12 protein-coding genes are annotated in these 21,120 nt (G+C 71.4%); 8 read left to right on the forward strand and 4 right to left on the reverse strand.

Features of this window, described 5'->3' with window-relative positions:
• On the forward strand, window positions 1-1,119 hold a 1,119-nt coding region (locus tag N538_RS29430; RefSeq protein ID WP_197025238.1), incomplete at its 5' end, for a fibronectin type III domain-containing protein.
• Between the two features lie 36 nt (window positions 1,120-1,155).
• On the opposite strand, the gene N538_RS0104460 is transcribed toward N538_RS29430, so the two are convergent.
• Both N538_RS0104460 and N538_RS27190 read right to left on the reverse strand, forming a co-directional pair.
• Window positions 1,156-2,115 carry a hypothetical protein gene (locus N538_RS0104460; protein ID WP_028636303.1) on the reverse strand — a complete coding sequence of 320 codons (960 nt, stop codon included), beginning with the start codon at window positions 2,113-2,115 and terminating at the stop codon, window positions 1,156-1,158.
• Between the two features lie 130 nt (window positions 2,116-2,245).
• Window positions 2,246-7,717 carry a PKD domain-containing protein gene (locus tag N538_RS27190; RefSeq protein WP_155991964.1) on the reverse strand — a complete coding sequence of 1,824 codons (5,472 nt, stop codon included), beginning with the start codon at window positions 7,715-7,717 and terminating at the stop codon, window positions 2,246-2,248.
• Between the two features lie 221 nt (window positions 7,718-7,938).
• Between N538_RS27190 and N538_RS23840 the strand changes: the two genes are divergently transcribed.
• From N538_RS23840 to N538_RS23855, 4 genes are read left to right on the forward strand one after another with little or no spacing between them, the layout of a single operon-like run.
• Window positions 7,939-9,027 (forward strand): sulfite exporter TauE/SafE family protein, encoded by a 1,089-nt coding sequence (locus tag N538_RS23840; protein ID WP_081790281.1) that lies wholly within the window; start codon window positions 7,939-7,941, stop codon window positions 9,025-9,027.
• A 40-nt stretch (window positions 9,028-9,067) separates the two neighbouring features.
• A complete protein-coding gene (locus N538_RS27195; protein WP_051548773.1) occupies window positions 9,068-13,903 on the forward strand; it encodes a PKD domain-containing protein in 4,836 nt (1,611 codons plus the stop codon).
• 36 nt (window positions 13,904-13,939) lie between these two features.
• Window positions 13,940-14,566 carry a DUF4956 domain-containing protein gene (locus tag N538_RS23850; protein ID WP_231496134.1) on the forward strand — a complete coding sequence of 209 codons (627 nt, stop codon included), beginning with the start codon at window positions 13,940-13,942 and terminating at the stop codon, window positions 14,564-14,566.
• Window positions 14,567-14,571: 5 nt separating this feature from the next.
• Window positions 14,572-15,525, forward strand: a complete 954-nt coding sequence (locus N538_RS23855) for a polyphosphate polymerase domain-containing protein (protein WP_051548776.1) — start codon at window positions 14,572-14,574, stop codon at window positions 15,523-15,525.
• On the opposite strand, the gene N538_RS23860 is transcribed toward N538_RS23855, so the two are convergent.
• Window positions 15,491-16,216: a response regulator transcription factor gene (locus N538_RS23860; protein ID WP_051548777.1), complete on the reverse strand. Its 726-nt coding sequence runs from the start codon at window positions 16,214-16,216 to the stop codon at window positions 15,491-15,493. The two genes, N538_RS23855 and N538_RS23860, sit on opposite strands and share 35 nt — an antisense overlap.
• 700 nt (window positions 16,217-16,916) lie before the next feature.
• Between N538_RS23860 and N538_RS0104495 the strand changes: the two genes are divergently transcribed.
• From N538_RS0104495 to N538_RS23865, 3 genes are all read left to right on the forward strand, one after another.
• Window positions 16,917-18,272 (forward strand): sensor histidine kinase, encoded by a 1,356-nt coding sequence (locus N538_RS0104495; RefSeq protein WP_155991965.1) that lies wholly within the window; start codon window positions 16,917-16,919, stop codon window positions 18,270-18,272.
• Window positions 18,269-18,967 (forward strand): response regulator, encoded by a 699-nt coding sequence (locus N538_RS0104500; RefSeq protein ID WP_231496135.1) that lies wholly within the window; start codon window positions 18,269-18,271, stop codon window positions 18,965-18,967. Before N538_RS0104495 ends, N538_RS0104500 begins: the two co-directional genes overlap by 4 nt.
• 270 nt (window positions 18,968-19,237) lie before the next feature.
• Window positions 19,238-20,593, forward strand: coding sequence for an exopolysaccharide biosynthesis polyprenyl glycosylphosphotransferase (locus N538_RS23865; protein ID WP_051548779.1), 1,356 nt, complete (start codon window positions 19,238-19,240; stop codon window positions 20,591-20,593).
• On the opposite strand, the gene N538_RS0104510 is transcribed toward N538_RS23865, so the two are convergent.
• Window positions 20,590-21,006: a hypothetical protein gene (locus N538_RS0104510; RefSeq protein WP_155991966.1), complete on the reverse strand. Its 417-nt coding sequence runs from the start codon at window positions 21,004-21,006 to the stop codon at window positions 20,590-20,592. The two genes, N538_RS23865 and N538_RS0104510, sit on opposite strands and share 4 nt — an antisense overlap.
• Window positions 21,007-21,120 lie beyond the last annotated feature (114 nt).

Below are 21,120 nucleotides of genomic sequence, written 5' to 3' on the forward strand. Positions count from 1 at the left end.
TTCGCGTCGGACTCGCGGGTGCCGGGGAACCAGCCGGCCGCGCCGGACATGGTCATCGACGAGATCCAGCACTCCCCCACCGCCGGTGACGACGCCGAGTTCGTCGAGCTCTACAACCCCGGCAACCAGGCCATCGACCTGTCCGGCTGGAACCTGGCCGGCGGCATCGCCCTGACCATCCAGCCCGGCACCGTGATCCTGCCGCACGCCACGATGACCTTCATCAGCGACGACCCGACCTTCCGCAGCACCTACGGCTCCACCGTCTTCGTCGGCGACCGCTACGACAACAACCTCGCCCCCAGCGGCACCCTGACCCTGACCCGCCCCGACGGCACCACCGCCGACACCGTCAGCTACGGCGGCACCGGCTGGCCGACCTCCACCACCGGCCAGTCCCTGGAGCTGACCAACCTCACCGCCGACAACAACGACCCCGCCAACTGGCAGCTCTCCACCGGCTCCGGCACCCCCGGCTCCACCACCGGCGCCCCCACGGTCACCGCCCCCGGCACCCCCACCATCGGCACCGCCACCGCCGGCAGCGCCTCGGCCACCGTCCGCTGGACCGCCCCGACCGACGACGGCGGCTCGGCCATCACCGGCTACTCGGTCAAGGTCCTCAACAGCGCCGAGCAGCAGGTCGGCGTCCTGCGCCCCACCGGCGGCAGCGCCACCAGCCTGACCGTCACCGGCCTCACCAACGGCACCGCCTACCACTTCCAGGTCGCCGCCACCAACAGCGCCGGCACCGGCACCTACTCCAGCTCCTCCAACACCGTCACCCCGGCCGCCACCACCGTCCCCAGCGCCCCGATCATCGGCACCCCCAGCCAGGGCGCCGCCGGCGGCTCCCTGACCGCCATCGCCCGATGGTCCGCCCCGACCAGCACCGGCGGCTCACCCATCACCGGCTACCAGGTCTACGCCCTGCGCATGAGCTCCTCCGCCGCCGACGCCACCGTCGTGTCCACCACGACCTCACCCATCCTCGGCGCCAGCGTCCGGCAACGCTCCTTCACCCTCACCGCCGGCAACTACCGCTTCGAAGTCGTCGCCATCAACGCCGTCGGCACCAGCCCACGATCCGCCCGCTCCACCAACATCGTCCCCCGCTGACGCCAGGCCGACCGGGCCGGGACTCCGGCCCGGCGGTCAGGCGCAGCGGGGGTCGGCCAGCGTGTCGCGGAACGCGGCGAGCCGGTCGCCGCTGAGCGTCCAGCCCCGGCCCCCGGTCGAGTTCCACACGCAGCCGAACCACACGTTCCGCGTCGCCAGGAGCGCCTCGCCCATGTCCGCGATCGACCGGGCGCTGTAGCCGTTGTACTCGGCGACACCGAGGGGCATCCTCCGGTGGCCGCGCGCAGCCAGGTAGTCCGATAGCGCGGCGACGCGCTCGGCAGGCTTCCGGTCGCCGGGACTCGTCCGGGTACCCGACTCGTAGGTGTCGATGCCGAACCAGTCCCAGAGGTGGAACAGGTCGTCGGGGCAGTACGACGCGAACACGCCCTTCTGGTTGTCCAGCAACCAGCCGTTGAGGATCGGCCCGACCTTGAGCCGGCCCCGCCGGAAGGCGGGCAGCAGCTGCTTGCTGGCGGCGGCGTACTCGGCGCCGGTCAGGTCGCCGTACGGCTCGTGCCAGAACGACACGGCCGTCGCCAGGTCGTACGACGCCAGTCGGGCCGCGGCGCGCTCGGCCACGGCGTTGTACCTGCCGCTCACCGCCCCCGCGGCGTCACCGCCGACCTTGTAGGAGATGACCGGGAGCAGGCCGGCGTCGTGGGCCTGCTCGACGAGCTTGAGCTGGCTGTCCGCACCGTCCGCGAGGTCGGCGTAGATCCGCCGGGCACCGAGGCCGTGGCCGACCTCCCGGACCCGCCGGTGCCAGGCATCGGCCGGTGCACTCATCCCGATGAGGGTCGTCCCGGACCGGATGACAGGCCGGGGACCGAGTCGGCGCGGCCGGCCCTGCCGCTGCCGGGTGGCGGTCGCCGCCGCCGCCGGGGGCAGCGGTCTGGACGTCGTCGCGGCGGTCAGCGTGCCGGCGGCGCCCAGGAGGGCGCCGAGGCGAAGGGCGTTGCGGCGGTCGAGGGGGCTCCGAGAAATCGTCTCCACGGGCGCTCACCGTAGCGAAGTCGGCTCCGCGGACGTCGGAGGGTCGCCCCGGCGTGTGACGTGGCGCACGGTGCGGGCACTGACGAGGGGCCGCGGCCGGTCGGCCGCGACCCCTCGCGCGCGCGTTCCCTCAGGTCACCGTCACCTGCCGGGTGGCCGAGCTCGTCCGGCCCCAGTTGTCGGTCACGACGAGCGTGATCGTGTAGGTCCCGGCGGCGGTGTAGCTGTGCGACGACGTGGTGCCGGTGCCGACCGTGTCGGCCGACCCGTCACCCCACTTCCAGGTGTAGCTGCGGATGCCGCCGTCGCTGTCGGTCGTGCCCGCGGCGCTCACCGAGCAGGTGCGCCCGGTGCAGGTCGGCGTCGCGAACACCACCGTCGGCGGGTTGTTGCCGGCCGGCTCGGCCAGCGTCGTCACGCTCTGCGTGACCGGCGCACTGCTCCGGCCCCACTTGTCGAGCACCTTCAGCGTCACCGTGTAGGTGCCCGCGACGGGGAAGACGTGCGACTGGCTGGCCGACGTACCCGTCGTGTCGGCGGTGCCGTCGCTCCAGCTCCACACGTAGTTGCGGATGCCGTCGCCCGTGTCGGGGTCGCTGCTCCCGGTGGCGCTCATCACGCAGGTGGTGAGGGTCGAGCACGTCCCCGAGGCGATGACCGCGGTCGGCGCGTTGTTGCTCGCCGGCTCGGTGATGGTCACGTCGTGCGACACCGTGGTGGCCTTGCCCCACACGTCGGTGACGGTGAGGGCGACCGTGTAGGTCCCCGCCGTCGCGTAGGTGTGGGCCGGGCTCGCCGTGGTGGTCGGCGTCGTGCCGTCTCCCCAGTTCCAGGAGTACGTGATCGCATCGCCCTCGGCGTCCGCGGTCCCCGAGCTGTTCATCTGGCACACGGTGAACGACGTGCAGCTCGTCGTGAACTCCACGTGCGGCGCGCTGTTGCCCGCCGGCTCGGAGAGGGTGAAGGTCTTCGAGGTGGACGCGGCCTTGCCCCAGCCGTCCGTCGTCGTCAGCGTGATCGTGTAGGTACCGGCGCCGGCGTAGACGTGCGCGGCCGGCGAGGCGCCGGTGCTCGGCGTCGTGTTGTCACCCCAGTTCCACGAGTAGTTGATGACGTCGCCGGTGTTCGGGTCCGTGGTGCCCTGGCTGCTCACCGCGCAGGTGAGGCCCTGGCAGCTCTGGGCGAACGTCGGCACCGGAGCGCTGTTGCCCGAGGGCTCGGTGATCGTGACGTTCTGCGCCGCCGAGGTGTTGGTCGCCTTCCACTCGTCGGTCACGGTGAGGGTGACCGGGAAGGTGCCCGGGGCGGTGAACGTCTTGGTCGGGAGCGGCCCGGTGGCGGTCCCCTGGGAGCCGAAGTTCCAGGAGTACGTCAGTGACGCGGTGTTCTCGTCCGTCGACCCGCGGCCGTCGAACGTGCACACGTTCTTGTTGCAGGTGTAGGTGAAGCTGGCCACCGGCGGGTTGTTCGAGGGCTGGCTGACCACGATCCCGGTGGAGATCCGCTCCGTGCCGATCTGGTTGTGGACGTCGACCGGGCGGACCCGCACCGTGTAGGTGCCGGCCGGGATGACCGGCGTCGTGTACGAGTAGTTCGACCCGGCGCTGCCCGGGCTGTTGAGGAACGCGGTGCGGTAGCTCGCGGTCGTGCTGGTGAACGTGCCCGTCGAGCTCATCCACTGGCCGGCGGCGTTCACGACGCCGACCTGGACCGACGCGATGCTCGCGTAGGCGTCCGCCGCGTCCTCCGCCCGGCCGGTGACCACGATCGTGCCGCTGTTGAAGGTCGCGCCGCTCTGCGGCTGCCCGAGCGTGTCGCTCAGCGCGGGAGCACCGTCGTTCGGGTAGGCCGCGTAGGTCGCGGTGGCGCCGGTGGTCGACGGGTCCTGCTGGCCGGCCGAGTCGACGGCCACGGCCGTGAACGTCCAGTTGCCCTGGGTGGGCAGGGTCCGGGCGAGCGTCCAGCTGGTGCTGGTCGCACCCGGGTTCGCCAGGGTCGCGTTGAGCGACGCCACAGCTGCGGCCATGGATCCGTCCGGCTGCAGGTAGCGACCGGTGTCGCGGTCCTGCAGGGACACCTTGACGCTGGCCACGCCCCTGTCGTCGGTGGCGGTGCCCGAGAGGCTGATTCCCAGGGACTCGTCGGTCGGCGCGGTGAACGCCATGGTCGTGTCCGGGGGCAGGTCACCGGAGATCTGGGCGTTGACCGTCAGCCTGCCCTGGTTCGCCGAGGCCGTCGTGAGGTCGCTGTCGTCGGTCGCCCGCACGGTGAACGAGTAGCTGCCCGGCGACAGGTTGAACGGCGTCGTGTAGCTCCAGTTGTACGTCGAGCCACTGATGTCCACCGGCGAGATGCGGTAGCTGCCGGCCGTGACCGACGTGCCCCACGTCCCGTCGTTGCTCAGCCGCTCGCCGGTGCTGTTGTTGCGCAGCGTGATCTCGACGTTCTTCAGCCCCTCGTCGTCGGCGGCCGTGCCGGCGAAGGTGAGCTTGCCGCCGGGCTCGACCGTCACGGGCGGGACCGTGAACGGCGGGGTCATCGCCGCCGGCTGGTTGATCGTCACGCTCGGGGCGACGGCGTTGGAGTCGACGGTCCAGTCACGGGTCGCGCTGCGCAGGTCGGACTGTCCCGTCGTGTCGATCGCGGTCGCGCTGCCACGCCAGACGCCCTCGTGCGGCAGCGTCACCTCGTAGGACCACGTCGCGTTGGTCGCCCCGATCACGTCCGGCGTGCCGCGGAAGGTGTTGTAGATCGGGCTCACGGTCCCGTCGTCCTGGAGGTAGCGCTCCTGGTCGTCGCGGAACCAGTACGTCAGCGAGTTGACGCCCTTGTCGTCGACCGCGGTGCCGGTCACGGTGAAGGTGGTCGACGTCTGGACACCCGACGGTCCGGTGATGTTGGTGGTCGGGGTCTGGTCGTCGACACCGAACGACTCGAACTTCTTGGTCGCCTTCGTGCTGTCGCCCGTGCCGCCAGTCGCCGCGGTGAACGCCTGCGCGGAGACCAGCATGTTGCGGTTGGTCGTCACGAGCCGGTTGTCGAGGTGCCAGCTCCGGGTCGTGCCGGTGCCCGGGTCGAGCGTGGCGTTGACCGTGGTCGCCGTCCTGGTCCAGGTGTTGTCCGCCGCGAGGTACTGGCTGCTGTCCCGGTCCTGGATCTGGACCTGGACGCGACCGACCGTGCCGCTGGTCACCCGGGCGGTGCCGGTGATGGTGAACGGCGTGTTGTTGGCGACGACACGTCCCTCGATCGGCGCCGTGATGGTGGTGTCCGGCAGTGCCGGCGGGTACGTCACGCTGTTGAAGTCGTAGAAGCCCACCCGGCCGGTGCGGACGCCGCCCTGGAACATGCCGTCACCGCCGATGAACAGGCCGCGCGGCGTGGCCTCCATGGCCTTGTTGCCCTCGAACGAGTTCGACCCGCCGGTGGGGTTCCACTCGAGCGCCCGACCCGTGGCGGGCGAGACAGCGGCGATGTGGTCCCGCCGTACGACCTGGTCGCCGAGCCCGTAGCCGGCCAGCCCCTGGCCGGTGCCGTAGCCGACGTTCTGCAGACCCGGGTACGGCAGGTCCGCCGACGGGGAGTCGATGAACTGGAAGTGCCCGCCGAGGTAGACGGCCTGCTCGGTGATCGCCACCGAGTAGATGCTGTCGAAGTGCCGGGCGATCCAGAGCGGTTGCACGTCGGAGTTCTGCAGCGCGCTGCCCGTGAGCGGGAAGGCGATCGCCGTGTCGCTGATCGGCGGCGCGTCACCTCCGGACCCGCTGGTCACCACGAAGTAGGAGTCGTCCGGCGAGATGTCGCCGTTGTAGATGCGCGTGACGCCACCCACTCGAGCCAGGTTGTCGTCCCACAGGCGGCTGCGCCAGGGCAGCAGCTGCTTGGTCGCGGTGTCGATGATGCCCATGCCGTAGCGGTCCTGGCCGTTGATCTGTCGGCCGGTGTGCACGACGAGCAGCTTGCTGCCGTCATGGGTGAGCTTGAGCTGGGGCACGCCGAGGGCCCCGTTGACGCCGATCCCCCCGGTGATGTCGTTGGTGAATACGGTGTCGACCGCGCCCGAGGCCGTGTTGACCGCCGCGAGCGCGCTCTTGACCGCGCCGTTGATGCGGGTGAACCGGCCGCCGACGTACAGCGTCGAGTTGCTGGCGGCCAGGGCGGTGACCTGGTTGTTCGTGTTCTTGGTGAAGTCGAAGCTCGCGAGGGGCGCACCCGTCGTCAGGTTGAGGCTGGCCACCTTCTGCGCGGCCGCGCCACCGACGGTGTTGAAGTCGCCGCCCACGAACAGCTTGCTGCCGTCCGGCGTCGCCTCGACCGCGGCGACGCCGCCGTTGAACGTCGGGCGGAACGACGCGTCGACCAGGCCGGTCTGGTAGTTGTAGCTCGCCAGACCCGCCTGGTTGTACGTCTGGGTGTTGGTCCCCGAGTTGTTCTGGATGGACGTGAAGCTGCCGGCGATGAAGACCCGGTTCAGGCTCGGCACGACCTCGATGTCCCAGATCTCGCCGTTGCCGATGATCGGCGTGTTGGTGCGGGGCTTGTCCGGGACCAGGTGGGTGTGTCCCGGGACGCCCGTGCTCGTCGACGCGGTGACCGTGACCGTGTGGCTCACCGTGGTCGACTGCGCGCCCTGGTCGTCGGTGACCACGAGGGAGATCGTCTGGGTGCCCGAGGTGGCGTAGGTGTGCGTCGTCGTCCGGCCGGTGCCCGTCGCGCCGTCACCGAAGTCCCACGCGTAGGAGGCGATGGTGCCGGGAGCGGTGTCCGTGGAGGTGGACGCGTCGACCGTGCACGTGGCCTGGGGGCAGCTGGTGGTGAAGGCGGCGACCGGCGCCACGTTCGGGTCGGCGTTCGGGTCCGGCCGCAGCACGACCGTCCACATGGTCGCCTTGGCGCTGGCGACGGCGGCGGTCGCGGTGACCCCGGCGCTCGACCCGACAGCCGAGGGAGCGCCCGGGTCGGTCGTCATCGAGGTGATCCGGCCGGCGCCGGTGCCGAGGGCGATGCTGCGCTGGGTCTGGCCGGAGGGGGTCGTCCAGCCGGTGGTGAGCGAGGACGACTTGTCCGCCCAGTACGACACGACGTAGGAGCCGGCCGAGGCGACCGACCCGCCGGGCGTGGTGTGCGTCGCCCGGCTGACGGTCTCCGCCGCGGACGCGAAGGCCGGTGACTCGGGGGCGGCACCGTCGTACGCGACCAGGCTGATCGCCGACTTGGTGGTCGCCGAGAAGGCGACGGCGGCGTTCTTGCCGGCGTCGTTCGCCACGGCGACCCGGGTGTAGAGGATCGTCTCGGTGTCCGTGCTGGCGAGCCTGGTCCCCAGCCGGGTCCAGCCGGCGGGGTCCGTCGTGACCGACGCCAGCGCCTTGTTGCTGGTGACGAAGAGCAGCATGACGTCGCCCTCCCGCACGGTCGCCGGGATCGTCACCCGGGCCGTGGGCTGGTTGAACGTCGCCTGGGTCCCCGCGCGGAACGAGATGGTGTCCACCGCCGTCGCGGGGGCGGCTGCGAAGCCGACCACCAGGAGGGCGGCGGTCACGGCGAGCGCGACCAGGGCCGCGATCCTGCTCCGGATCCGGCGGCTGCTTGTTGAACCCATCATCACTGCGCTCCCTCGGGACGTGCTCGTGGCGCGCTCCCCGTCCGGGGGGTGGCGCCTGTGGCCTGCGATGGAACCTAGGCAACTTCGCGGAGGGGTTCGGGGGTTGTCGGCGGGCTATCCCCGAATTCGGGGAATTGCCCCGGAGGCCCACGGTGAGCGCCCGCCCGACGGGTCTGATGGCGTCCGATCCGGCCGGACGGCCGGGGAGACGGGAGGCAGCCATGGGAGACGTAGCCACGACCTCCGGCGCCGTGCTCGCGGCCGGCTTCCTGGTCGGCGTCGTCGTCGGGCTCACCGGCATGGGCGGCGGCGCCCTGATGACGCCGGCGCTGATCTTCCTCGGCGTCGGCAACGCTCCGACGGTGGTGACGGCCGACCTCACGGCCGCCGCGCTCTACAAGACCGGCGGCGCCGTCGTCCACCACCGGACGGGGTCGCCCGACCTGGCCCTGGCGGGCTGGCTCGTGCTCGGCTCGGTCCCGATGGCGCTCGCCGGGCCGTTCCTCATCAATTGGGCGGCGCCGCCGGGCGAGCTGGACCGGGTGCTCAAGCTCTGCATCGGGTTCGCGCTGCTCCTCGCGGCGCTGACCTACGCGCTGCGCCTCTACCTCAACCTGCGACAGATCCGCAGCGGACGAAGCGTCGCCACGGCGGCCCCGCGGCCCCGGCCGCTCCCCACCGTGCTGGTCGGCGCCGCCGGCGGCCTGCTGGTCGGCATCACGAGCGTCGGCTCCGGCTCCGTCATCATGATCGCGCTCCTGATGCTGTACCCGGGACTGTCCGCGGTCCGCCTGGTCGGGACCGACCTCGTCCAGGCGGTGCCCCTGGTCATGGCCGCCGCGATCTCGAACATCGCGCTGCACGGCCTCACGTGGAGCATCACGATCCCGCTGGTCCTGGGATCCGTGCCCGGCACCGTGCTCGGCAGCCTCATCGCACCACGGGTGCCGCAGTCACTGATCCGGCGCGGCATCGTCGTCGTGCTGACGATGTCGGGCGTCGCCCTGCTGGACAAGGCGGGCTGGGCACCGCTGGGCGCCGGCGAGGACGACACCCACCCGGTCGCCGTGGTGGTCGTCGGCGCCCTGGTCGCACTCGCCCTCCCGGTCGTCTGGGGCGCCCTGCGGCGGTCGACCGGGCTGCCGGCGTTCGGGTCGCCGACGGCCGAGCAGGTGGCGGACCCGGCGTACCGGCCGGGCGGCTGGCGGGCACCCCGAGGTCCGCTGGCCGCCCTCACCGAGGCCCCGGACATCCCCAAAGTCGGGGCAGTCCGGCTCGTGGAGCCCCCGACAGAGGGCGAAGCGGTCTGAGATGTCAGGAAGTCGCCGTCCGCGTCAACTGGGAGTCACCATGCGTTCACGCACCGTTCTCGTCCTCGTCGCTGCCTTCGCGCTCGCCCTGTCGATCTGCTCGATCGGCGTGCGCCCGGCCGACGCGGCGACGGCACGGGTGGCGCCTGCAGCGACGGCCGCCGCGGCGACGGCGGCACCGTCCGCCGACCGGATGCCGGGCGACGTTCCCACCAAGAAGACGCCCTGGGTGCTCGACGGCGAGGTCACCAAGATCGTCCAGGTCGGGACCACGATGGTCGCCGGCGGCCTGTTCACGCAGGTGACCGACCCGATGAACGGCACGCCGTACACGCGGCAGAACCTCTTCGCGTTCGATGCCACCACCGGACTCGTCAGCCAGACCTTCAACCCGACCGTGGACGGCCAGGTCCAGCAGCTGCTGCCCGGACCCACCGACTCCACCGTGTACGTCGCGGGCGACTTCGACAAGATCAACGGCAAGGGTCCCAGCCACCTCCAGCTGCTCGACATCAACACCGGCCAGGCCGTGTCGACCTTCAAGCCGCCGAGCACGAACGGCGGCATCGAGACGATGGAGCTGCTCCCCGGCAACCGGCTGTTCATCGGCGGGTTCTTCAACCGGATCGGCGGCGTGGCCCACGGACAGCTGGCGACCCTGAGCGCGACCACGGGCGCCTTCGACCCGTTCCTGGACATCGCGGTGGCCGGCCACCACAACAACTCCGGATCCGGCGCGCAGGCACCGGTCGGTCCTCGCGAGTCGGGTGTCACCCCGGCGGGCGACCGGTTGATCGTCGTCGGAAACTTCCGGACGGTCGGCGGGCTGGCCCGCGACCAGGTGGTCATGATCGACCTGACCGGCGCCACGGCCGCGGTGTCGGCGACCTGGAACACGACGCTCTACACCCCCATCTGCTCTCCGTCGGCCTTCGACAGCTACGTGCGCGACGTGGAGATGTCACCGGACGGGTCCTTCTTCGTGATCGCAGCGACCGGCGGGCCCCACAGCGGCACCCTGTGCGACACCGCCGCGCGGTTCGAGACCTACGCGAGCGGCACCGCGCTCACCCCGACGTGGACCGACACCTCAGGCGGCGACACGCTCTGGGGCGTCGAGGTGACCCAGTCGGCGGTGTACGTCGGTGGGCACGAGCGCTGGATGAACAACCCCAACGGCTCCGACAGGGCCGCACAGGGCGCCGTTCCCCGGCCCGGCCTCGTGGCGCTGGACCCGCAGACCGGGATCCCGCTGCGGTGGAACCCGGGCCGCAACCCGCGCGGCGAGGCGGCGTACGAGATCTACGAGACCGACGCCGGCGTGTGGATCGTGAGCGACACCGACTGGGTCGGGAACCGCCGCTACCAGCGCCCGCGCTTGGCCTTCTTCCCCTACAGCGAGGGGTACAACACCGCGTCGAAGAGCACGGGCACGCTGCCCGGCAACGTGTACGTCGGCGCCCCCCTGGCGTCCAGCAACGTGCTCTACCGGGTCGACGCCGGCGGCGCAGCGATCGCCTCGACCGACAACGGGCCGGACTGGAGCGCGGACACGACCGCGGCCCCCAGCTCGCTCCACAACACCGGCAGCACGGCGGCGACGCAGACCGCGCTGACCGCCGCGAGCCTGGTCAACGTCCCGGCGTCGACGCCCCTGGGGATCTGGACGTCCGAGCGGAACGACCCAACGGGCGGCAACGAGATGCAGTGGAGCTTCCCGGTCGCCGCAGGGACGAGCACGCAGGTGCACCTGTTCTTCGCCAGCCGGTCGAGCGCCACCCGCCGGTTCAACGTCCTGATCGACGGGGTCACCAAGCTCGCGAACTACGACCCGAACGCCGACCCCGGCGTCAACAAGGGCACCATGAAGTCGTTCGACATCACCAGCGACGGCACGGTGAACGTCGACTTCACCCACGTCACGGGCAACCCCGTGGTCAACGCGATCGAGATCGTCAACACCACGGCCGGGTCCAACGCGACCCGGGCCAGCGTGGTCGACTTCGACGGGACCACGGTGCGGTCGCGCGGCGACGTCAGCACCGGCACCTTCGACTGGAGCAACGTGCGCAACGCCGCGATGATCGGCCGCACGCTGTACTACGGCCAGACCGACGGGATGCTCTACCGGCGGTCGTTCAACGGCACCAGCTTCGGCGACCCGACACCGGTGAACCCGTACATCGACCCGTTGTGGAACACCGTCGAGACGGGCAGCGGGCCGGCCGGCCAGACCTACACCGGCGTGCTGCCCACCTGGTACACCCAGCTCAGCAGCGTCACCGGGATGTTCTACGCCAACGGCCGGATGTACTACACCCGGAGCGGCCAGAACTCGCTGTTCTGGCGGTGGTTCTCGCCCGACAGCGGCATCGTCGGCGGCATCGAGAACACCGTCTCCGGCGGCAACATCACCTGGAGCAGCGCGAAGGGGATGTTCCTCGACGGCAGCACGCTGTACGTGGTCAACGGCACCAACGGACAGCTGCTCCGGATCCCCTTCACCTCCGGCGCACCGAGCGGGACGTCCTCGGTCGCGAACGCGACGACCGACTGGCGTGGCCGGGCGACGTTCCTCGCGTCGGTGCTCCCGAACGTGGCGCCCTCGGCCGCCTTCACCTCGAGCTGCGCCGCGCTGTCGTGCACGTTCGACGCCGGCGGCTCGCGCGACGGCGACGGCACGATCACGTCGTACGAGTGGACGTTCGGCGACGGCGGGGAGGGCGGCGGGCCGAGCCCGCAGGAGGACTTCCCGGCCACCGGCTCGTACGACGTGACGCTCACCGTCACCGACGACGGTGGCCTGACCTCCTCGGTCACCCACCAGGTGTCGGTCGTCAAGCCCAACGAGCCGCCGACGGCCGCCTTCACGACCCACTGCGACTACCTCGACTGCCACGTCGACGCATCCTCATCGAGCGACGTCGACGGCACCGTGACCGACTATGCCTGGGACTTCGGCGACGGGACGACCGGGACCAGCAGCACGGCGGACCACCGCTACGCCGTGCCCGGCACGTACACCATCACGCTCGTGGTCACCGACGACCAGCACGCGACGGACGACGCGTCGTCGCGCCAGGACGTCGTCGCCGCCCCCGAAGCCAGCACCGTCTCGTACGTCGGCGGAGCGGTCACCCAGGGCAACACCACCACCCCGAACGTCACGACCCCGGCGGCGACCGCCGCCGGCGACCGACTCGTGGTGGTGCTGTCCCTCAACGCGAGCAACCGGGTCCTGGCGGCGCCCACCGGCGTGACGGACTGGACGGTGCTCGGCACCACGACGTCGGGCAGCATGCAGACGCGCGTCTACACGAAGATCGCGACGGCCGGCGACGCCGCGAAGAAGGTCACCGTCGGGCTCGACCTCGCCGCCAAGTACACGATGACGGTGGCCGACTACTCCGGCGTCCGGCCCGGTGCGCTGGTCCACGCCGACCTCGCCGAGACCGTGAACCGGGCCTCCCACACCACCCCGACGGTCGACGCACCGGCGGGCTCGTGGGTGCTGTCGTACTGGGCGGACAAGTCCGCGGCGACCACCGGCTTCATCCTGCCTGCCGGGGTGACCCCCCGCAACGCCGGCTGTGGAACGTCCTCCGGGCACATCTGCAGCACGTTCGCCGACTCCGGAGGCGCCGTGCCCACCGGGTCGTACGGCGGTCTCACGGCGACCGCGGACACCGCGAACGCCACCGCGACGACCTGGTCGATCGTGCTCCGGACGGTCGCCCCCGACCAGGCACCGACCGCCGCCTGGACCTCCAGCTGCGACGGCACCGTCTGCGACTTCGACGGCCGGACGTCGGCGGACCCGGACGGCTCGATCGTCTCCTACCACTGGGACTTCGGCGATGGACAGGCAGCGGACGGGTCGACCGCCACGCACGACTTCGGAACCTCGGGGTCGCGCGACGTCGTCCTCACCGTCACCGACGACGAGGGCGTCACCGGGTCGTCGACCCGCACGGTGGTGGTGGTGCGGAACAACGCCGCGCCCACCGCGGCGTTCACCGTGGACTGCACGTTCGTCCGGTGCCACTTCGACGCGAGCGGGTCGTCCGACAGTGACGGGACCCTGTCGTCCTACGCCTGGGACTTCGGTGATGGTGCGACCGACGTCAGCGGTGCCTCGGTCGACCACGCCTACGCGGCGGGGGGAAGCGTCACCGTGACGCTCACCGTGACCGACAACGACGGAGGCCAGGGGTCCGCGACCCGGGCGGTCGCGCCGGTCGCGGCCAGACCGATCGCTGCCGTGGGGTCGACCGCCAACCAGGGCAACGTCTCCACGCCGAACGCCGTCGTGCCTGCCGGGACCCAGGCGGGCGACCGTCTCCTGATGGTCCTGAGCCTGAACGACGCGACGCGGGTCGTGGGGGATCCGAGCGGCGTGACCGGCTGGACCCTGGTCGACGGCGTGACCTCGGGGACGATGCGGACGCTGATGTACTCCCGGACCGCACAGGCCGGCGACGCGGGGCGGACCGTCCGGTTCTCGATGGACGCCGCGGCCAAGTACACGCTGACGGTGGCTGCCTACTCGGGCGACACCCTGGAGCCCAGGATCGCCCGGACGGCCGAGACGACGGTCCGTAATGCTCACACCACGCCCGAACTCGATGCGGCCGCCGGCGACTGGGTGGTGTCGTACTGGGCGGACAAGTCCTCGGCGACCACGACCTTCGCGCTGCCGTCGACGGTCACGTCGCGCCAGACCTCGTGCGGAGCCAATGCCGGGCACGTCTGCAGCGTGCTGGCCGACTCCGCGGGTCCGGTGCCGGGCGGGACCTACGCCGGCGTGACCGCGACCGCGGACGCGGCGTCGGGCGCCGCGACCATGTGGACGATCGTGCTGCGGCAGGCGTCCTGATCCATCGACCCGGGAACCAGAGAGAGGCGGACACCCGTGCCACAACAGATCGTGCTCATCGCCTGCGACGTCGTCGCCATCGTCCTCGTGACGACGATGTACTTCCGACGACACCAACGCCGGGACCTCGTGCTGGCCTACCTCGCGCTGAACGTCGGGATCCTCAGCGTGACGACGACCTTGACGTCCGCCTCGGTCGGTGCAGGTCTCGGCCTCGGGCTGTTCGGCATCCTCTCCATCATCCGGCTGCGCTCGGACAGCATCACCCAGGAGGAGATCGCGTACTACTTCGTGGCACTGGCGCTCGGCCTCCTCGCGGGCGTCCCGACGAGCCCGTCCTACGTGGCACCGCTCCTCATCGGGCTCCTCGTCCTCGTCATGTACGTCGCGGACCACCCTCGGCTCCTCCCCCGCAGTCGGCGCCAGCTGCTGACGCTGGACTCGGCCATCGCCGACGAGGCCGTCCTGCGGGCCCATATCGAGACCCGGCTGGGGTACGACGTGCGCCACCTCATCGTGCAGGAGGTCGACCTCGTGCGGGACGTCACCCTCGTCGACGTCCGCTACCGGCCGGGTGGCCACCACGCGGCGGTCAGGAACGGGGTGGCCACGTTGATCACCCCCGACCACGTCGGGACGACGCTCTCCGGCGAGCGACGGTGACGGGCATGTCCACGCGGGGCGGCGTGGAGGAGACCCTCGCGCGGCTGGCCCCCGTCACCCTCGAGGAGGTGCTGGCCAGCGCGGCGCTGCAGACACGCGTCGACCGCAAGTACCTGGTCCCGCTCGACGTGTTCGCGGCGGTGCTCGAGCAGGTGGCCGGCCACTTCTCGGTGCTCGAGATCGGAGGGCGTCGCCTGTTCCGGTACGAGTCGATCTACTTCGACACGCCGGACCGGGCGACGTACCACCAGCACGCGCACGACCGGCCCGGACGGGTGAAGGTGCGCACCCGGGCCTACCTGGACACCGGCGACTGCCAGCTGGAGTTCAAGCGCGTCGGCAGGCGCGGCGAGACCGTGAAGGAGCGCTACCCGTACCCCCTCGACGACCGTCACCGTCTGGATCGCTCTGCCCGGTTGCTGGCCGGCGACTGGGTCGGCGAGGCCGTCAGCGCGGCACTCCTGGAACCGGTGCTGACGACGACCTACCTCCGGACGACGCTGGTCGACGGCGACGCGCGGATGACCTGCGACCTCGACCTGCGCTTCGAGGATCGACGCGGATGTTCCTACGGTCCGCTGGACCGGCTGGTGGTCGTGGAGTCGAAGACCCGCGGCGCGCTGTCCCGGCTCGACCGCTTGCTCATCGCCGAAGGACGCCGCCCGGTACGGCTCAGCAAGTACTGCGTCGGCATGGCGGTGCTGGATCCCGCACTGCCGGCGAACCGCTGGAACCGCGAGCTGCGCACCTGGTTCGACTGGACGCCCCGGCGGCCCTGGGAGTCCGCCCCGCCGGTCTGCCCGGCGCCGCCGCCCCGCCCGCGGTGGGCCCGGCTGCACGGCGGAGCGTCCGCAACGCAACCCGCGCTCCCGGGTGGTGGTGTGCAGCAGGCGGAGATCGCCGGCGGCAGGCTGAGGACCAGGCTCAGTGCCCCTCACCGGCCTGCCGGAGCTCCCTGAGGGCCGCGACGGCCGCCAGCTGGGAGTCGACGCCGAGCTTGCGGAGCACGGCCCGCACCTGGCTGCGCACGGTGGTCTCGGAGACGGCGAGGCGACCGGCGATCTCACTGACGGTCGTGCCTTCGTAGAGCATCCCCAGCACCTGTTCCTCGCGAGGACTGAGACTCTGCAGCCGATCACGCAGATCGTGGCGCCGCTCGTCCAGCCTGCGCCAGCTGTGGACGAGGTCGGCGCGCTTCCGGGCGGTGAGCGGCGTTCCTCCACGGGCCACGACCTGGAGCGCCTCCACCATGCCGGCCAACGAGGTCGAGCCCGGGAGCACGGCGCGCGCACCGGCTTCGAGGGCGCCGCCCCACTCCGGCCCCTCGGCCGCGTCGGACATCACCACCCACGGCCGCCGACAGGCGGGCCCCAGCTCGCGCATGTCGCGCAGCACGGACCCCGAGGCGAGGTCGCCGATGAGCAGGACGACGTCGGCACGCCGGAGCAGCGCGGGGTCCACGAGGTCGTTCCTGCCGGTGCGCAGCGAAGCCGCGAGCATCCACCACGGGACCGACGTGGTCGGGACGCCGCGATGCCCCAGGGCGGCGGCGACCGTCTGCGCGACGAGCGTGAGCTCGCAGGTGACCACGACCGACGGCGCGGCCGAGGGCGCGGCCGACCGCCCCGAGCGGTGGTCGCGAGTGCGCACGGCTCCGGGTGAGGCTGACGTGGGGCGCCCGTCGGGGCGCCCTTCTGACTGGACCATCGAGGTGGATCGTGACGGTGAATCGACATCCGATGCGTTCCGGGGCGCTAATCCGCCCATAATTGGGGATCCGACCCGGCAAACGGGCGGACTGCATTCGTCTTTAATTGCCTCCTCCACCCTTTCGGCGGCGCCTCATACTTTCGGGTGAAGTCCATCCCCCCGCTATCCCGGGAATGCAGTTCTTTTGGAGTTTCGAGCCCCTGACCTCGGGGAACTGCGAGACTAAGGGGACATGGACGTCGCACGAATGCCGGGATCACAGTCATGTCATTAACTCGACAATTCAACTCTTCCGGACGATTCGGTCCGGATTCTCCCTCACCAAATTGGGGTAAAGAACCCCGAACTGCCCAGACGGTCGCGGTGGGCGCAAAATACTCCGGCTGTGGGTATGGGACGAATCTCGACAAGTGCGCAAGGCCAGGGTCCGGGGGTAAGGCTCGGGGCCTCGGCGGCCGCTGAGCAGGGCTGGGAGCGATCGGGGCGTCGTCGCGCCGAGGCGCCGCGTCGGCAGGACGTACGCATGCAGGGCCGTCGCCCGTGGGGGGCTCGGGACAAGGGGGAGCGGGGAAGTATGGAGCGTGGTTGGCGGTTGCGGTTCGTCCGGGGGGGCGAGTGGTTCGCCCCCGCGCTTGCGACGGTGGTGACACCACTGCTGGTCCTCCCCCTGGTGGTGGGGGGCTACCAGGACGCGAGCGACTTCGCCGCGGCGGCGGTGGTCGTCACCGCGGCCGTGGAGGTGCTCGCCGCGCTCCTCCTCTACCTGCACTGGAGGCTGACCGGCGGCCGAGCGAGCTGGCTGGTCCTGGCGCTCGTCGCCGTCGCCGTCCAGTCCCTCGCTCTGGCAGGCTCGATCGTGGCGCACCCGAAGGTGGTCGAGAGCCACCCGGTCCGGCTCCTCCTCAGCCAGGTCCTGCTCGCGGCGATCCTGCTCGCGGTCGCGCTCCTCGCCCGCCACCACCGGCTCCGCGTGGATCCCCTGCTCGCCGGGACGGTGCTGGGCGGCGTGGTCGTCGTGACCCGCTACGTGCTGGTCAACTACACGGCGCCCGCGCACCTCTCGCCCACGGCGGTCAACGCCCTCACCGCCGTCGTGCTGGTCGTGGACGTGGCGATCGTGGTGGCGGTCTTCACCCTGGCCGTCGCGCCCCGGTGGGTGCGGGTCCGGCTGACCATCGCGCTGACACTCCTGGGCGTGGGTCACGTCGCCGCCTACCCTGCCCCGCGCGGCGTGGTCGAGAGCAGCGTCGCCATCTTCGCGACCCTGCTCGGCGCGACCACCCTGCTGACGCTGGCCCTCGCGCTGCTCCGGTCCTCGTGGTCGGACAACCGCGCGGCGCTCGAGACGCTCCGGAGCAAGCTCGAGGAGGCCGAGGCCGGCGCCCGCGTCGAGCAGGCTCGGCTGCACGAGCTGCGCGCCACGATCTCCGGCCTGGGAGCCGCCTCCCGGCTCCTCCATCACGAGTCGTCGGTGTCGCCGACCCATCGGCGCAAGCTCGAGAGCATGGTCGACGCCGAGATGGGACGCCTGCAACGACTCCTCACCGACGGTGCCACGGGCCCAGTCGCGCCTGTGGACATCGATGCGACGATCGAACCCATCGTGCTGCGCCACCGGACCCGCGGATACCCGATCCGGTGGAGTCCGGGCGGCGACCGGGCGATCGCCCGCTCCGACCAGGTCGCAGAGGTGGTCAACGTCCTTCTCGAGAACGCCATCCAGCACGCGGGCGGCGCGGGCGCGTCCGTCGAGACGCGTCGTGTCGACCACGTCATCGAGGTCGTGGTCTCCGACACCGGACCGGGGGTGTCGAGCGCGGTCCGCTCCCGGATCTTCGAGTGGGGGGCGCGTGGTCAGGGATCGCACGGCCAGGGGATCGGCCTGAACGTCGCCCAGCAGCTGATCCAGGACCTGGGCGGCTACCTCAGGCTGATCGACTCCGAAGCCCCCGGCGCGACGTTCGTGCTGGGCCTGCCCGCGGAGGAGCGGTCGTGACGCAGACGATGGCACGCAGCGAGGTCCGCGTCCTGATCATCGACGACCACGCCCTGTTCGCGGAGTCGATGGAGCTCGCCCTCTCCCTGGAGGGGTACGACGTGCGACGCCTGCCCCAGCCGCAGACAGCGGGATCGCTCAACGGGCTGCTGGCAGCGGCGATCAGGACCCGGCCGCGGATCGTGCTGCTCGACCTGGACCTCGGCGAGCACAACGACGGGACCCGGTTGATCGCGCCGCTGGCGACCGCCGGCGCCCAGGTGGTGGTCGTCACCGGGTCCGCTGACCGGTCGCGCTGGGGCGAGTGCCTGCGGTACGGAGCGCGCAAGGCGATGCCGAAGACGATGGCGCTCAACGACGTCCTGTCGGTCGTCCGCCGCATCAACCAGGGCCTTCCCGTGATGGACAGGACCGAGCGCGAGGAGCTGCTCCGGCTCTGGCACGATCAGCGGCAGGAGCGCGAGGCGATGGTCGCCCGGCTGATGTTGCTGACCAAGCGCGAGCAGGAGGTCCTCGTGCACCTGATGAAGGGTCGTCAGGTGCGCGAGATCGCGGCGCTGAGCGTCGTCTCGGAGGCGACCGTGCGCACCCAGGTCAAGTCGATCCTCGCCAAGCTGGAGGTGTCCTCGCAGCTGGCAGCGGTGGGCCTGGCGAACCGCGTGGGATGGCACGCCGTCTCGCGACTGTCGGCCTGACGGCCCCGGCCGGCTCCTCGCCGCCTCCGCGATCGGCCACCGAATCGCGAACTGCTCGTGGACGTGCCTCATTTCAGGCATGTAGAACCCCCTGCGTCCCTCCTAGTTTGGGCTCATCCCGGAGCCAAGGAGCGCCGCATCGTGACGACCACCGCACCTCTCGCAGATCCACTCCTCGCTGCCCCTCTCGAGCTTCTCGAGTCGGCGCCGGACACTGCCTTCCGGCCCACGGAGATCCGGCGGCGAGCGAGTAGGTCCAAGGTCGTCCCGTTGTGCGCGCTCGCCCTCCTGGACAGCGTCTCGGTCGCCATCGCGGTCCTGATCGTCGGCCCGAGCGGCCCTCTCCCTTCCACCGGCCGGGAGGCCGGAAACGTGGTGACGCTCGGCCTGCTGTGGCTCATCCTGCTGATGTGTTGCGCGGCCTACGCGCAGTCCCGGGGGCATCGCGGCCCGGCCGTCGTGCGCGCCGGCGTCGTCCTCGCCCTCCTGTGCTGGTCGCTTCCCACGGTGGTCGCGGTGACGGCAACCCCCGAGCAGCTGATCGTGCTCACGGCGCTCCTGACGCTGTTCGGCCTGGTGACCAGGTCGGTCGCCGACGCGCCGTGGAGTCGCGCGCTCCTGTCGTCCGCCGGAGCCCGGGTCGTGGTCGCCGGCGAGCCGGACGAGGTCGACCGGGCCGTCTCGGAGCTGCGCCGGGTTCCGGGCGAGCGCTGGGACGTCGTGGGCACCTGCGTCGTCGGACCGTCCGCGTCGCCTTGCGACGATGATGGGGGTGGCGGCCTGGGGCTGCCCGCCCCGGACAACATCGTGCGGGCGATCGTCGCCGCGGACGCGGATGCCGTCGTCGTCCTCCCGTGCCGCGAGCTGGACCCCGCTCGGCTGCGCCGGCTGGGGTGGCAGCTCGAGGCCACCGGCACCCGCGTCTACGTGGGCACCGGACTCCTCGACGTCGCTCCGTCCCGCGCGGCGCTCGTCTCGGCGGGCGACCTCAGCCTCCTGCAGCTGCGGGCGCCGTCCGGACGACTGGCGCGGCTGGTGAAGGCCACCATGGACCGGGCGGGTGCCGCGCTGCTGGTCGTCCTCCTCGGCCCGCTCCTGCTGTGTGTCGCGGCGGCCGTGCGCCTGGACAGTGCCGGGCCCGCCATCTTCCGTCAGGTCAGGGTGGGCCGCGACGGACGCGAGTTCACGTTGTACAAGTTCCGCACGATGACCGTCGGCGCCGACGCCGTCGTCGACGAGCTCGCCGAGCGCAACGAGTCCGAGGGCGCGGTGCTGTTCAAGATCCGCCAGGACCCGCGGATCACCCGCACCGGCCGCCTCCTCCGCCGCTACTCGATCGACGAGCTGCCCCAGCTGGCCAACGTGCTGCGCGGCCAGATGGCGCTCGTCGGGCCGCGTCCGGCACTTCCGGGGGAGGTGGCGCGCTACGACATCGATCCACGCCGGCGGCTCGCCGTCCGCCCCGGGCTCACCGGTCTCTGGCAGGTCTCCGGCCGCTCGGACCTGTCCTGGGAGGACACCGTCCGGCTCGATCTCCACTACGTGGACAACTGGTCCCTCGGGACCGATCTCCGGATCCTGCGCCGCACGCTGCACGCGGTCTTGGCCCACGACGGCGCGTACTAGCGCCTGGTGCCTTCCGGGCGCGGCCACGGGCAGCTGACGTCACCGGCGACCGCGGCATGCTCCACGGCGTCGTGCAGCGCATCCGCGAGCTCGGCGAGCCGGACCGAGGCGGGCAGCACCCGCACGTGGACCGGGGCGAACCCCTCGAGCCACGTCGCGGGCGGAGGCGTCGCGGTGACGACCACCCACGGCATGGCGGAACCGGCCAGCACGCCGTCGGCGTACGCACGGCAGTCGGGACTGGCCAGGTCGGTCACCAACAGGCCGGCGTGGGCGTCCGGGGCCACGGGATCTGCGCCCTGATGCCAGCTCACGAGCTCGAGGCCGAAGTCGCCGAGCGACGCGCACAGGACGTCCGCGACGAGGGTCTGGTCCGATGCGACGACGATCCGGGGCACGGACGGCTCGTTCACCACGCGATCACCTGTTCAAGCAAGAGGGCGGTCGCGACCAACCCGGGCGAATGACCCCGATCTTGATGATGCCCGCGTCCCCGTCGCTCGACCATCGTAGTTCAAGAAGATCCA

Source organism: Nocardioides sp. URHA0032, assembly GCF_000620645.1.
Lineage (GTDB): Bacteria > Actinomycetota > Actinomycetes > Propionibacteriales > Nocardioidaceae > Nocardioides.

Coding starts and splice junctions, on each gene's coding strand:
- N538_RS23840 (WP_081790281.1), top strand. CDS start 7,939: ATGGGAGACGTAGCCACGACCTCCGGCGCCGTGCTCGCGGCCGGCTTC.
- N538_RS27190 (WP_155991964.1), bottom strand. CDS start 7,717: ATGATGGGTTCAACAAGCAGCCGCCGGATCCGGAGCAGGATCGCGGCC.
- N538_RS23855 (WP_051548776.1), top strand. CDS start 14,572: ATGTCCACGCGGGGCGGCGTGGAGGAGACCCTCGCGCGGCTGGCCCCC.
- N538_RS27195 (WP_051548773.1), top strand. CDS start 9,068: ATGCGTTCACGCACCGTTCTCGTCCTCGTCGCTGCCTTCGCGCTCGCC.